We start from the raw sequence: 14,407 nt of genomic DNA on the forward strand, positions 1-14,407 counted from the left end.
CAATAAAAAATAATGCTGAAAGTCATCACCCGCCTCCGCGAAAGCATCAGGAGATCATTTGACAACATCCGGAATGAACAGCTGAAACATAATTTGCTTCAGGCTATTCCGTTCTGGATCGGTTCTGTGATTACCGGTTTCATAGCCGTGCTGTATGCGAAACTGTTTGCGTGGGGAGAGAGCCTTTTGCATTTTATCCTGAACTGGCACGACTGGATGATATTTATTATGGCTCCCATCGGGTTTGTTCTGTCATGGTGGCTGGTCAAAGAGTTTGCACCTAATGCCAAAGGCAGCGGAATCCCTCAGGTAATGGCTGCCGTGGAACTGGCGAATCCTAAAGAGCACAGAAAGATCCGGAGCCTTCTGAGTTTGAAGATCATTGTTTTTAAAATTCTTTCATCAGTAGTATTGGTCATCGGTGGTGGTGCTGTAGGTCGTGAGGGTCCTACTATTCAGATTGCAGGATCGGTATTCCGTAAAGTCAATGAATACCTGCCTGAATGGTGGCCTAAGATCTCCAAGAAAAATATGATTATGACCGGCGCAGCGGCAGGTCTGGCGGCAGCGTTCAATACACCGCTGGGCGGAATTGTCTTTGCCGTGGAAGAGCTGTCCAAAACCCACATCAATTACTTCAAAACAGCGCTCTTCACGGCTGTTATTATCGCTGGGCTCACCGCACAGACGCTTGCCGGCTCTTATCTTTACCTCGGTTACCCCAAGACGAATGATGTATCTCTGATGGTGATGTTTCCTATCATCCTCGTGGCAGGTATTGCCGGCATCCTGGCCAGTCAGCTTTCGGTAAACATGATGAAAATCAATGCATGGAAAAAGAAAACCCTTACATCAGATCGTTCTCAGATATTATTTTTAATCGGCTGTGCCCTGGTGATCGCTTTTGTATCCGTATTCATCAGCCGGGAAATCCTGGGATCCGGAAAAGAAATCATGGAACGCATCCTGTTCACTGAAAATAAACATGAAGAATGGTATATTCCCGTACTCAGGATTTTTGGCCCTGCCCTGTCCTTCACGTCAGGAGGAGCCGGCGGTATCTTTGCTCCTGCCCTTACGGCCGGGGCCAGCATAGGCTCTGTGATTTCAGGAGCGCTTCATTTAACGCCGCACGAAACCAATGTCGTGGTACTTGGCGGTATGGTTGCTTTTCTGACCGGAATTACCAGGGCTCCTTTTACTTCTGCCATTATTGTGCTTGAAATGACCGACAGGCATTCCCTGATCTTTCACCTGATGCTGGCAGGGATGGTCTCTTCCATTGCATCCCTCCTGGTTGTACGCCACTCACTCTATGATATGATCAAAACCCAGATGCTGGCTGAACTCAGAGGAACTAAAAACTGAATGTGGATTACAGATGTTATGATGCTACTGATCATGTCTGTTTGAAGTAATTCTGAATTCTTATTGCACAACATAAATATTTTATTTATTTTTGCACCTCGAAATAATTACTAAATTTATTTACATTATGAACAATTACGAAACTGTTTTCATTTTAACTCCCGTTCTATCTGACTCACAGGTGGAGGAAGCAGTGAAAAAATTTGAAGATCTTTTAAAAGAAAGAAACTGCGAAATCGTTGTCAGAGAAAACTGGGGACTTAAGAAACTTGCGTATCCAATCCAACTGAAAAAGAACGGATTCTACACATTGATCGAGTTTAAAGGAGAAGGAAACGTTGTTGCTGATCTTGAATTGGCATTCAAACGTGACGAGAGAGTAATCCGTTACCTGACTACAAAACTGGACAAGCATGCTGTTGAGTACGCTGTAACTAGAAGAGCTAAAGCAAAAGCAGCTAGAGCTTAATTATTAACCCAATTTTATTAAAAAAGACAAGACATGGCAATAGACGAAATGGCTAAACAAGCCTCAGCTGGAGGGGAATCTGAAGTGAAATTCCTTACTCCGCTTGATATCAATACAAAATCTGAAAAGAAATACTGTAGATTCAAAAAATTCGGAATTAAGCACGTTGATTACAAAGATGCTGATTTCTTATTACAGTTCGTAAACGAGCAGGGTAAAATCTTACCAAGAAGATACACCGGGACTTCTTTGAAATACCAGAGAAAAGTTTCTGCTGCTATCAAAAGAGCAAGACACCTTGCATTGCTTCCTTACGTAGCTGACTTATTAAAATAAAAAATATTGCAATCAGCCATTAGCCTTGTGCTTTTGGCTTTTTGTTGCTGAATACATCATTAATTCTAACTTGATTTTAGAATTCTAAAATCTAAAAAAGGACAACAACAATGGACATTATCCTAAAAAAAGACGTAGAGAACTTAGGACTTGAGTTTGATACAGTAAGCGTAAAGCCTGGTTATGCCAGAAACTTCCTGATCCCTCAGGGATACGCTCTTTTAGCAACCCCTAAGAACAAAGCAGCTCTGGAAGCTACTTTGGAAGCAAGAAAAGAGGAAGAAGCTAAATTAATCGCAACAGCTAACGGAATCGTAGATCAGTTGAAGAAAACGTCTATCACCATCCCTGCAAAAGTAGGTTCAGGTGATAAATTATTCGGATCTATCAACAATGCAGACCTTTCTGCTGCTCTTGAAAAAGCTGGTGTTTCTGTAGAGAAAAAATACATCAAAATTCCAGGAAACACAATCAAGAGAACCGGTAAAGTTACCGCAAACATCAGACTTCACAGAAATGTTGAGTACAATTTCGAATTTGATATTGTATCTGATGCTCCAGTTGCCCCTCAGGCTCCTGCTGCTCCTAAAAAGGAAGCTGCTCCGTCTGAAGAAGCTTAATACAAAGCAGAATACTATATTCGCATATTTGCTGTCTCTCCGGAGACAGCATTTTTCATTTACACCTGTCTGAAATACAACAGATAAAAAATGGTAGACATTATATAGCTTCAAAACCACGCAATACAAATCCTTCCTAAAACCTGCTTTACGACATCTTTCATTTTCGATACTTTTGTCACATCTTTTAGAAAAAAGAATAGATCCGACTTTATATAAAGACTGTAAAAGAGATCGCTCTACCTTCAAAAGATTTCACCTAAAATTATAATAACCGGCTAATGAAAGTACATCTATCTGGAGTCCTGCTATTGGGAAGCATAGCTTTTATGCATGCTCAGTATGACAAAAATGTAGGGATCAATATTCCCACCCCCACGGCCACCCTGCACCTTAAAGGGAAAGGATCTGACAACACCACCCAAAGTTTAAAGATTGAAAATTCCGTCGGCACCAATTTGCTTACGGTAAATGATGACGGTACTGCTTCCGGATCTGTCCTGGCCGGTCTTGGCGGCGGAAGTAATGGTAAAAATGCTCTGGTAAGAACCACCCAGGAATCTGCAGGCAGCAACTGTGCGAATGGAGGGATCAAAGTTGAAACCGGTCTCGATACCAATGGGAACGGAACACTTGATACGTCAGAAATCACCGATACACGCTATGTCTGCAACGGAAGCAACGGACAGGGCCTTTCCAATGGCTCAGCAGGCGGACAGGTTTACCTTACTTCAGCAACATCTCCTTATTCGGTTCAGGCTCCTAAAACGATGACAGGAGATATCAGCATTACCGATAACGGTGCAACCACCATTGCAGCGAGTGCAGTGACTACCGCAAAACTGGCTAACCAATCCGTAACCGTTGGAAAAATATCAGCAACCGGTACGCCTGGCTCGTCTACTTTCCTGCGGGGAGACGGATCATGGGCTGCAGCCGGGGGCAGTGGCGGAGGCTCTTCTGCCATACCTTTCAAAAAAATAACCATGACTACCGGTAATAATAATTATACGGTAACAACAGCAGATTTTGGCGGAATCCTTCTTTTCGACTGGGCAGCCATACAGGGAAACAATACAGGAACGATCAATTTAACATTACCTTCACCTGCTACCGCAGGGAGCGGAGTGAAATTTAAAATTTCGTATACCTCCTTTCAGGGTGGAACGAATTGGGCCTGTAATGCAAGAACGCCCTCCGGATCTATGTATGCAGGCAACTCTGTAGCTCCTGCCAATACGTACGTTTCCGTTTATTTTACTTCAGAATTCTTCTGCGACGGAACCAACTGGTATGAGATTCCTGAAAGCTAATCGTATAGAGGTAATATCAATAAGTTCACAAGACAATACTACATAAGAAAACCGGGATAATCCCGGTTTTTTTTATGATTTTGACACCCAGTTTTGAAAAAATGTTTTGACTTTCTCCAAACTGTATCCTTTACCTTCTTCAAGAACATCGCTTGGCTGTACATGAATCATTTTGCCTCTTTTATCAAGCACGATAAACACCGGATAGCCGTACTTATCACCAGGATTTCCATATTGGGAAAATATTTTCTCATTTTTATTATCCGGAGAATAATTTAAATGATAATACAGGTAATTATCGTCTACTATCTTCTTAAGCTCCGGGGTGGTCTGTACAAAATTATTGAAGCGCAGACACCAGATACACCAGTTGCCTCCTGCCTGGATCATAATATTTTTGTTCTCTTTCGCGGCTTTTGAAATCAATTGCTGAAGATCAGCCCCTGCATCTGCTTTCGCATCGTAGGGTTTAGGCAACTGTGCCTTTTCCTGAGCAGCTTTTATTCTGGCTTCAGTGTCTGCATCCGTTTTAGCCGGCACAGCCTTTGAGCTGTTGCTTTTGTTTTCCGTATTGCCCTTTACTTTCTGTGAGAACACCGCAGTGCTCAAACTCAGGAAAGCAATTAATGATAACTTTTTCATTATATAAATGTAAAAAAATAATACTTATGCGCATCAAAAAGAGCACCATAATTTTATAATGCGTAAATTTGTACGTTTTATGAATTTTCTTATCCGCATCATTTATCTGGTCTCAAAACTTCCCCTGAAAATCCTGTATGTTTTTTCAGACATCATCTTTTTCCTGAACTATTATATTGTAGGATACAGGAAAAATGTCATCACCCGGAATCTTGAACGATCATTTCCCGATAAAAGCAAAGCTGAAATCCGGGACATCAAAAAGAAATTCTACCGTAATTTTTCAGATTACCTGGTGGAAACCATTAAATCTTTCAGCATTTCCGAAACTGAGTCCAGGGTGAGGATGCAGCATATCAACCAGGAAGTCTTCCATGAAGCCAAAGCAGAAGGCAAGAACATCATCCTCCTTGCCGGACACGTCTTCAACTGGGAGTGGATCAACGCACTGGCAACCCTTGTCCCACAGGATCACTGCCATCCTGTTTACCGTAAAGTAAACAGCAATTTCTGGGAAAACCAGATGAAAAAGCTGAGGAACAGGTTCGGGAATGAAGCCCTGGAAGCCAATGAAGTGATCCTGAATATATTCAGATCTAAAAATGATGGAAGTTCTGCGTATATGTTTGTTGCGGACCAGACCCCACACTTCGCACACATCACTTACGGAACGGAGTTCCTGAATCAGAAAACACCTGTTTTTAACGGTTATGATAAACTGGCCACCCGTATGAACCTGGTCTTTATTTATTGCGAGATGAAGAAAGTAAAACGTGGGTTCTACCAGGTTAATTATCACAGGATCCATCCGGAAGGGGAAAAATTCCAGGAGCATGAGGTAGTGAAAAAATTCCATAAGCTGCTGGAAAATACATTGCATAAACATCCCGATAATTACCTTTGGTCACACCGTAAATGGAAGTATGAAGATTCAATTAAAAACATGATTTAATTATGGCACAGATACAGCAAAAACTCGCTGTTGTCATCCTAAACTGGAACGGGAAGAACTGGCTGAAGAAATTTCTGCCGGATATTGTACGATTCACTAAGGATGCAGAAATTTTTGTCATAGACAATCTGTCTACAGACGATTCCGTCCCCTACCTGCTACAGAACTTCCCATCCGTTAAAATTGTTCGAAATGCCAAGAATTATGGTTTTGCCGGAGGATATAATGAAGGGCTTAAATCTATTCAGGCTGAATTTTACTGCCTTCTTAATTCTGATGTGGAAGTTACAGAGGACTGGACACAGCCTGTCCTCCGATTATTGGATGCTATGCCTGAAGTTTCTGCTGTGCAACCGAAAATACTGTCCTATGATCGTCCGGAGTATTTTGAATTTGCCGGGGCTGCCGGTGGCCTGATCGATAATTTAGGCTATCCGTACTGCCGCGGAAGGGTTTTTGATGATCTTGAACAGGACCACGGACAATATGATGATGAAACCGAAATTTTCTGGGCATCAGGCTGCTGCTTTTTTATCCGTTCGGAAGATTTCTGGGAACAAAACGGTTTTGATGAGCGGTTTTTTGCCCATCAGGAAGAAATCGATCTTTGCTGGAGGCTGATTAATTCAGGAAAGAAAATCTATTACACGGGAAAATCCAGAATATATCATGTAGGTGGCGGTACCCTTAACAAACAGAGCCCGACAAAGACCTATCTGAATATCCGGAACAACCTTTCCATGCTGCTTAAAAACATGCCCTTTCCAAAGCTTATTCTGACGCTGTTTTTAAGGATGTGCCTGGATGGTTTGGCTGCGCTTTATTTCGGCTTTAAATACGGCTTTCCTCACTTCTGGGCTGTAGTGCGGGCGCACTTTGCCTTCTACGGACAAGTACCCGGAACATGGAAGAGGAGGAACAGCCATCAGAAAGAAAACTTCTACCAATCGAAATGGTTGATCTTCAAACATTTTTCCGGCACAAAGATCAACTCTTAATGTATAATTCATAACTTTATCCAATGGATTTCTGCGCTATAGACTTTGAAACGGCTACCCATGACAGAAGCTCTGCCTGTGAAATGGGAATCTGCATTGTGCAGGACTCAAAAATTGTGGAGACCAGGACCTGGCTGATCAAGCCGCCAAGCTTCCCGTATTTCAGTCCGAGGAATATTGCCGTTCACGGTATTAATCCGGAAGATGTTCAGGATGCACCTACTTTTGATGAAATCTGGTATGAAGCAGATGAAATGATGTATGGCACCCTGATGATTGCCCATAATGCGAGTTTTGATGCAGGGGTACTCAGGGGATGCCTGGGCCATTACGGAATGTTTTCCCCTAAACTCAACTATTTATGCAGCATCCAGCTGGCTAAGCAGTCATGGAATTACCTTCCAAGATATGGATTGAAACACCTGGCAGAATACCATGAGATTAAATTCAACCACCACCGTGCCGGTGCTGATGCAGAAGTCTGTGCAAAAATTTCCCTGCTGGCCTTTGAAAAACTGTTTCTTACCAGTAATGATGAAATCCATGACTTTATGAAACTGAAGATTAAAAAGCTGTAAGTTTCAAAGCACTGTCAATGCCTTAAGTGTACAATAAGATAAGGCTTTAATTGCTCAATACCTCAGAAAGCAGATTGAATTTAGGGATATCCACTTCAAAGCTTTCTTCTGTTTCCATATTTCTGATGAGGTATTTCCCGCTCATATTCCCCACTCCGGAGCGGAGCATGACATTGGAGAAATAATCGAACTGATCACCGACAGCAATTTCAGGAGTGAGTCCGATAACCCCGTCGCCTACGATTTCCGTATAGCCGAAGCCGACATCGAAAACCAGCCATTTTCTCTTCAGGATTTTTATGGGAAAACTACCTGAATTCTCAATGGTGATGTTGTACTTAAAAACGTACCGGTTTTCCGAGGGATAACTGTTTTTAGTGTCGTATTCAGGAACCACTGAAACTTTAATGTTTGAAGTCGTTTTTGAGAACATACCTGGTATTTTCTCAAATCTATACAAAAATCTCGCCTTTTGCAAGGCGAGATTATAAGTTTATCTGATATTGATGAAAATTAAAGCTCTAGTGCTTTTCTCTCATCACCTCCCATTAATACTGCTACAGGGTTGTCGATAGCTTCTTTTACAGCTACCAGGAATCCAACAGATTCCCTTCCGTCAATAATCCTGTGGTCATAAGACATCGCTACGTACATCATCGGGCGGATTACAACCTGTCCGTCTACGGCAACCGGTCTCTGGATGATGTTGTGCATGCCCAAGATAGCAGACTGCGGCGGGTTAATGATCGGAGTAGAAAGCATAGACCCGAATACTCCTCCGTTAGTGATCGTAAACGTACCTCCGGTCATTTCGTCTACGGTAATCTTTCCGTCTCTTACTTTTTCAGCAAGATTCTTGATGTTTGCTTCCACTCCTTTAAAGGTCATGTTCTCTGCATTCCTCAATACAGGAACCATCAATCCTTTAGGTCCTGAAACCGCTACGGAAATATCGCAGAAATCATAATTTACTTTGAAATCACCATCAATGGATGCGTTCACATCAGGATACATTTGTAATGCTCTGGTTACCGCTTTCGTAAAGAAAGACATGAAACCAAGGCCAATCCCGTGTTTCTGAGCGAATTCGTCTTTATATTGTTTTCTGATTCTGAAGATTTCAGACATGTCTACCTCGTTAAAAGTCGTCAGCATGGCAGTCTCATTCTTCACAGAGACCAATCTTGACGCTACTTTTCTTCTTAAAACAGAAAGTTTAGTAGTGGTTGTAGATCTTGATCCGGTTGCAGTAAGGGAAGTTCCCCCCATAGCAGGAACAGCAGCCAGTTCTGCGTCAGTCTTAGTGATTCTGCCGTCTCTTCCTGTTCCGGATACCTGACCAGCATCCATTCCTTTTTCATCTAAAATTTTCTTTGCGGCAGGAGACGGAGCACCTGTAGCATATGTCTGTGTTGCAGCTGCCGGCTGAGCAGCAGGTTTTGGAGCTTCCTGTTTTGCAGGCTCAGCTGCTTTAGGAGCTTCTTCTTTTTTCGGAGCTTCGGCAGCAGGAGCCGCAGGGCTTCCTCCTTCAGGTTTAGCAGCGTCCATATCAATTAAACAAACGACCTGGCCTACCTGTACCACGTCTCCCTCTTCTGCCTTTAAAGTAATTATACCGCTTTGTTCAGCAGGCAATTCAAGGGTGGCTTTGTCTGAGTCTACCTCAGCGATTGGCTGATCTTTTTCTACATAATCACCATCTTTCACAAGCCAGGTTGCAATTTCAACTTCTGTAATTGATTCGCCCGGTGAAGGAACTTTCATTTCTAAAACTGACATATCGAGTATTTTTATTTTTAATGGATTATTATTTAATTAAGCGGTTACCGGTCTTTTAGCAGGCATATCTTCTCTGTCGAACACCCTGTTGATTACCATATTCTGATTTTTCTCAAACATTTTATGGCTTCCAGGTGCCGGTGCTCCGCTCGGTACAGGGGCAATTACCTGGATTCCTGTATCTCTGAAGTTTCTCAGGATGTAGGACCATGCTCCCATGTTTTCAGGTTCTTCCTGAGCCCAGATCAGCTGTTTCCTGTTTCCGTATTTGCTGAAGATCTGTTCGATGGCATCGGCCTGTAACGGATACAACTGCTCAAATCTTACCAAGGCTACATTTTCAGCATTCAGTTCTTCTTTCTTCGCAAGGAGTTCGAAGTAAAGCTTACCTGAACACAGAACCAGTTTCTCAACTTTATCAGGATTAGCGGTAGCATCATCCAAAACAGGCTGGAATGAACCGTTGGCGAAATCTTCCAGCGGAGAAACCACTTTCGGGTGTCTCAGCAATGATTTCGGGCTCATAACGATCAGCGGCTTCCTGAATGACCATTTCAGCTGTCTTCTCAACAAGTGGAAGTAGTTGGCTGGTGAAGTAATATTGGCCACCACCATATTCTCATTGGCACAAAGGGTAAGGAATCTTTCCAGTCTGGCGGAAGAATGCTCTGCACCCTGCCCTTCCGAACCGTGAGGCAACAGCATTACCAACCCGTCCTGGATTTTCCATTTCTCTTCTGCGGCAGCCAGATACTGGTCTACAATAATCTGCGCCCCATTCACGAAATCACCGAACTGTGCTTCCCAGATCGTCAGGGTATTGGGTGAAGCCATGGCGTATCCGTAATCAAATCCTAACACCCCGTATTCTGAAAGGTGGGAATTGTACACGTCAAACCTGTTGTCGGAAACATGCCTTAAAGGGATGTATTCTTCTTCCGTATCTTCCGTTTTCACAACGGCATGCCTATGGGAGAATGTACCTCTTTCCACATCCTCACCGGAAATCCTTACATTATGTCCTTCAGTAAGAAGAGTTGCATAAGCAAGCCATTCCCCTAAAGCCCAGTCAAGGGAATTCCCTTCAATTGCTTTGATACGGTTATCGAACAGCCTCGTAATCTTATTGATGAATTTCTTGTCTGCCGGAAGCGTGGACATTTTAATGGCCAGTTCCTTCAGTTTCTCAGGGTCATACTGAGTATTAACAGCTTCCTGAACGGCTCCTCTTTTGGCAATCGGATAATTAGTCCAGTCGTCTGCCATGAATACATCCATCACGTTCTTTTCAATTTCTTTGGATGCGTCAAAGTCTTTATCTAAAAGCTGCTTGAAGTTTACTTCCATATTCTTAAGAACATCGTCGGAAATAACACTGTCGTTGATCAGCTTGTCTTTATAAATTTCTCTCGGGTTCGGATGCTTGGAGATCAGTTTATACAAATTAGGCTGTGTGAACCTTGGCTCATCACCTTCGTTGTGTCCGTATTTTCTGTACCCTAGCAGGTCGATGTAAACATCTTTCCCGAATTTCGCTCTGTAATCTGCAGCGAAATGGATGGCATGCACCACTGCTTCAGCATCATCTGCGTTCACGTGCATCACCGGTGATTCCGTTACTTTGGCGATATCCGTACAGTATGTTGAAGACCTTGCATCGGCATAATTCGTGGTAAATGATACCTGGTTATTCACTACGATATGAACGGTTCCTCCTGTCCTGTAGCCTTCCAGGGTCATCATCTGGGCAACCTCGTAAGCAATACCCTGTCCTGCGATAGCTCCGTCACCATGGATGACAATCGGTAGGATCTTGGAATAATCCCCTTTGTATTTATCATCCACTTTAGCACGGCAGATCCCCTCTACAAGAGCGGCAACCGTTTCCAGGTGGGATGGGTTCGGAGTAAGGTTGATGGAAACTTCTTCTCCAGACGCTGTTTTTATTTTTTTAGAAGAACCTAAGTGGTATTTCACGTCACCGGAAAATACATCTTCCTCAAATTCTTTTCCTTCAAATTCTGAGAAAATCTGTTTGTAGGATTTCCCGAAAATATTGGAAAGCACATTCAGCCTTCCTCTGTGGGCCATGCCTAAAACCACTTCATCCACACCCAGCTGGGAAGATCTTGAGATCAGCTGATCCAATGCAGGGATCAGTGTTTCTCCTCCTTCGAGGGAGAACCTTTTCTGGCCTACGAATTTGGTGTGAAGGTAATTTTCAAAAGCAACTGCCTGGTTGAGCTTTAAAAGAATTTCCGTTTTTTCGTTTGCCGAAAGGTTCGGATGGTTCTCATTAACCTGCAGCCATTGCTTGATGAAGTCCTTTTCTTCCACATTGTTAATGTGCATGTACTCTACTCCGATGGAATCACAGTAGATGTTCTCAAGATGGTGGATCAGCTCCTGTAATGTAGCAGGACCTTTCATTCCGGTTTCCGTAGCGCAGTTGAATTTGGTATTCAGGTCTTCTTTGCTGAGACCGAAATTTTCAATATCCAGAGTTGGGGCATAATGCCTTCTCTCTCTTACCGGATTGGTTTTAGTGAAGAGGTGTCCTCTTGTTCTGTATGCTTCGATAAGGTTAACAACCTTAAATTCTTTTTTGATATGTTCAGGAACTTCTCCGTTGGAAACCGCCTGAGCCATTTGATTTACCGCAGGGGCTGACTGAGCTGCGGGTGCCTGAACGTACTGGACATTATCTTCATCACCGTAAGTCTCCAAAGCAAAATCAAAGCCCTGAAAGAAGGCTTTCCATGATGGTTCCAGAGAATCCGGATATTTTAAATACTGTTGGTATAAATCCTCAATTAACTGAGAATGAGCTGCGTTTAGGAATGAAAATCTGTCCATTATTACAGTTTATCTGTTATTAAAATTTGTTTGTCGAATTAATCTTCAAATGTAATAAAAAAAACCGAGGTGGCACAGGCTCAAACCATTTAAAAAAACTATGGATACAGAAACTATTTATAGACAGAGAGAGACAGTTTCATATTGACTTCCTGGTCTTCCAGAGGGCGTTCTATAAACATCTGGCGGATATCCCCGAAACGCATTTCATTCTTCTTTGCCTGTTGGATAAGCTGCTGAATTGCTTTCACCCTTCCTGCATAGGTCCCTTTATAATACATGACGTAATTTTCCGTCGCATTAATCGTCCTGAAACTGAAATTATTGTCGCTGACTCCGGTTTTGTTAGACAGCGGAATCCCCATAAAATAAGATACTTCTTTGTCTTTGTAATTATCGGCATCGGTAACCAGGACAGCATACCCGAATTCATCATCTTTCTTACCCAGGTCCATTGTTACATAGTTGTACACTTTATTGTAGTTCATGACAATATTTTTGTACAGGGCATCATTTTTATTCGATGCACTTACATTGACCCCCAACAGCAGCTGGGATTCGTCCTTTTCCACCATAAGGCTGTCGTACTTTATGGACGCCAGCTGATTGTCTTTTTCAACCTTATTCCCCAGGACATTTTTGAGCTTAATCATGCTTTTGTCAATATTATCGGCAAAACGGTCTTCCGTCCAGAAATTCTCTACACGCCTGAACAGTGAAAGTTTGGGTGTAGAAACGCGCCAGGTAATGCTTGTTTTCTGTGGCGACAGGGATTTAAATTTCACATCAACCAAAGTAGGGTTTTCATTGCGGTCTTCAAAAAGCTGGTATCTAAGGGTTTTTCCCGGATTTTCATACCGGATGAACATTTCGCCATCGGTTTCATTTTTTGGATCGACATAGCTTATAGAGCTTCCCTGTCCTTCGTAGGGCGTATAATAATCAATATCGATGGAAGGAGAGCTGCTGAAAAAGTTGTTCCAGCGGGTGAAGCTCTGCAGGTTGTTGAACTGGGAAAAGACTTTGTCTACCGGATAATCGATCTCTTTTTCGATGGTAAAGCTTTTGCTTTCATCAACAAAATAATACATGGAAAGGGCATAAGCTCCCACCAGGATAATCACAATTACACTTAGGATTCTGAAAACACGCATCACACAAAAGTAAGACAAATAAAAAAAGTGACCAATATCTGATCACTCTAGTTATAGCTATATGTAAATTTCTTATCCGATATGGGTTCCCGCAGGAAGCACAGCTCCTTTTTTCACGACTACGATCCCGTCCTGTACGGCATGTGTCCCGTAATCTCCGTCTTCTAAGTGCCTTCCGCCAATAATCCTTACATTGTCTCCGATATAGCAGTTTTTATCGATAATGGCTTTTTCTATATAACAGTACTTGCCTATTCCCATATTCGGGAAATTGGTCTTTTCATTGGAAACGATATCGGCGGTAGTCTGGTAGAAATCCGCACCCATCACATAGGAATTGACAATGGTACTCCCCTTGTCAATCCTCATCCGGTTACCAATGACAGAATTCTCTATCTTGTCAGCCATAATGATACATCCGTCCCCGAAAACTGCCTTGCTTACGTAAGAACCGTTGATTTTAGACGGCGGGAGCATTCTCGCCCTGGTATAGATCGGTGATGTGGAAAACAAGTTGAATTTGGGAAAATCCTGGCAAAGATCCAGGTTAGCTTCATAAAAAGACTCAATGGTTCCTATATCCGTCCAGTAGCCTTCATACTGATAGCTTAGGGTAGTATATTTCCCAATGGAGTTGGGAATGATATCTTTTCCAAAATCATCTCCTGCTCCTTCTTCAAACATCTTTTTAAGAATGTTTTTATTGAAAATATAGATTCCCATGGAAGCAAGATATTCTTTACCCAGATGCTTGTTTTCTTCTGACACTTCAGACTTAAGATCCCCCAGCTCATCATAAGCCGGTTTTTCCCAGAAAGAAGTGATATTCCCTTCATCATCAGACTTTAAGATTCCGAAGCCGGTAGCATCTTTGGCATTTACCGGAATTGTGGCAATGGTAACATCACCGCCTTTTTCCATATGGAAATCCAGCATTTCCCTGAAATCCATCTGGTATAGCTGGTCTCCCGAAAGAATTAATATATGGTCATAATCATACTTTTCCAAATGTTTCATGGATTGTCTTACTGCATCGGCTGTTCCCTGGTACCAGCTTTCATTTTCCACATTCTGCTCGGCAGCAAGGATGTCTACGAAACCTTTGCTGAAAATATCAAAATGGTAAGAATTTTTGATATGTGAATTTAAAGAGGCTGAATTAAACTGGGTTAACACCAGGATCTTATTCAATCCTGAATTCAGGCAGTTAGAAATAGGAATATCCACGAGCCTGTATTTTCCGGCGATTGGAACTGCCGGCTTTGATCTGGTATAGGTAAGAGGGAATAATCTCGTTCCCCGGCCTCCGCCTAAAACAATGGAAATGACATTGCGTTTCATA

14 protein-coding genes are annotated in these 14,407 nt (G+C 42.5%); 8 read left to right on the plus strand and 6 right to left on the minus strand.

The window, feature by feature from the left end; genetic code table 11:
* Window positions 1–12: 12 nt before the first annotated feature.
* The 5 genes from CGB83_RS02720 (at window position 13) to CGB83_RS02740 (ending at window position 4,106) form a co-directional block, all read left to right on the plus strand.
* Window positions 13–1,368, plus strand: coding sequence for a chloride channel protein (locus tag CGB83_RS02720; RefSeq protein ID WP_100074404.1), 1,356 nt, complete (start codon window positions 13–15; stop codon window positions 1,366–1,368).
* 127 nt (window positions 1,369–1,495) lie between these two features.
* Window positions 1,496–1,837, plus strand: a complete 342-nt coding sequence (gene rpsF, locus CGB83_RS02725) for a 30S ribosomal protein S6 (protein ID WP_100074405.1) — start codon at window positions 1,496–1,498, stop codon at window positions 1,835–1,837.
* A 33-nt stretch (window positions 1,838–1,870) separates the two neighbouring features.
* Window positions 1,871–2,173, plus strand: a complete 303-nt coding sequence (gene rpsR, locus CGB83_RS02730) for a 30S ribosomal protein S18 (RefSeq protein WP_100074406.1) — start codon at window positions 1,871–1,873, stop codon at window positions 2,171–2,173.
* A gap of 110 nt (window positions 2,174–2,283) precedes the next feature.
* Window positions 2,284–2,793, plus strand: coding sequence for a 50S ribosomal protein L9 (rplI, locus tag CGB83_RS02735; protein WP_100074407.1), 510 nt, complete (start codon window positions 2,284–2,286; stop codon window positions 2,791–2,793).
* 281 nt (window positions 2,794–3,074) lie between these two features.
* Window positions 3,075–4,106 carry a DUF7151 family protein gene (locus tag CGB83_RS02740; protein WP_157761276.1) on the plus strand — a complete coding sequence of 344 codons (1,032 nt, stop codon included), beginning with the start codon at window positions 3,075–3,077 and terminating at the stop codon, window positions 4,104–4,106.
* A 72-nt stretch (window positions 4,107–4,178) separates the two neighbouring features.
* On the opposite strand, the gene CGB83_RS02745 is transcribed toward CGB83_RS02740, so the two are convergent.
* The gene (locus CGB83_RS02745; RefSeq protein WP_100074409.1) at window positions 4,179–4,748 is read right to left on the minus strand and encodes a thioredoxin family protein; all 570 of its coding nucleotides are present in this window, start codon (window positions 4,746–4,748) and stop codon (window positions 4,179–4,181) included.
* 79 nt (window positions 4,749–4,827) lie between these two features.
* On the opposite strand from CGB83_RS02745, the gene CGB83_RS02750 reads away from it, so the two are divergent.
* Genes CGB83_RS02750 through CGB83_RS02760 form a run of 3 tightly spaced genes read left to right on the plus strand, consistent with a single transcriptional unit; the run spans window position 4,828 to window position 7,276 of the window.
* Entirely contained in the window at window positions 4,828–5,700 is an 873-nt protein-coding gene (locus CGB83_RS02750; protein WP_100074410.1) for a lysophospholipid acyltransferase family protein, read from the plus strand.
* 2 nt (window positions 5,701–5,702) lie between these two features.
* Window positions 5,703–6,698 carry a glycosyltransferase family 2 protein gene (locus CGB83_RS02755; protein ID WP_100074411.1) on the plus strand — a complete coding sequence of 332 codons (996 nt, stop codon included), beginning with the start codon at window positions 5,703–5,705 and terminating at the stop codon, window positions 6,696–6,698.
* A 23-nt stretch (window positions 6,699–6,721) separates the two neighbouring features.
* Window positions 6,722–7,276, plus strand: coding sequence for a 3'-5' exonuclease (locus CGB83_RS02760; RefSeq protein WP_100074412.1), 555 nt, complete (start codon window positions 6,722–6,724; stop codon window positions 7,274–7,276).
* A gap of 46 nt (window positions 7,277–7,322) precedes the next feature.
* Here CGB83_RS02760 and apaG read toward each other — a convergent pair whose 3' ends face one another.
* From apaG to CGB83_RS02785, 5 genes are all read right to left on the minus strand, one after another.
* Complete coding sequence (gene apaG, locus CGB83_RS02765; protein WP_100074413.1) at window positions 7,323–7,709, minus strand: Co2+/Mg2+ efflux protein ApaG; 387 nt, start codon at window positions 7,707–7,709, stop codon at window positions 7,323–7,325.
* A gap of 80 nt (window positions 7,710–7,789) precedes the next feature.
* Window positions 7,790–9,055, minus strand: a complete 1,266-nt coding sequence (gene odhB / locus CGB83_RS02770) for a 2-oxoglutarate dehydrogenase complex dihydrolipoyllysine-residue succinyltransferase (RefSeq protein ID WP_100074414.1) — start codon at window positions 9,053–9,055, stop codon at window positions 7,790–7,792.
* A gap of 36 nt (window positions 9,056–9,091) precedes the next feature.
* On the minus strand, window positions 9,092–11,911 hold the full coding sequence (locus CGB83_RS02775) for a 2-oxoglutarate dehydrogenase E1 component (RefSeq protein ID WP_100074415.1): 2,820 nt from the start codon (window positions 11,909–11,911) through the stop codon (window positions 9,092–9,094).
* Between the two features lie 113 nt (window positions 11,912–12,024).
* Window positions 12,025–13,065 (minus strand): SRPBCC family protein, encoded by a 1,041-nt coding sequence (locus CGB83_RS02780; RefSeq protein ID WP_100074416.1) that lies wholly within the window; start codon window positions 13,063–13,065, stop codon window positions 12,025–12,027.
* A gap of 72 nt (window positions 13,066–13,137) precedes the next feature.
* Window positions 13,138–14,406, minus strand: a complete 1,269-nt coding sequence (locus tag CGB83_RS02785) for a glucose-1-phosphate adenylyltransferase (protein WP_100074417.1) — start codon at window positions 14,404–14,406, stop codon at window positions 13,138–13,140.
* Window position 14,407: the final 1 nt, after the last annotated feature.

The sequence above is a fragment of the Chryseobacterium camelliae genome (assembly GCF_002770595.1).
Taxonomy (GTDB): domain Bacteria; phylum Bacteroidota; class Bacteroidia; order Flavobacteriales; family Weeksellaceae; genus Chryseobacterium; species Chryseobacterium camelliae.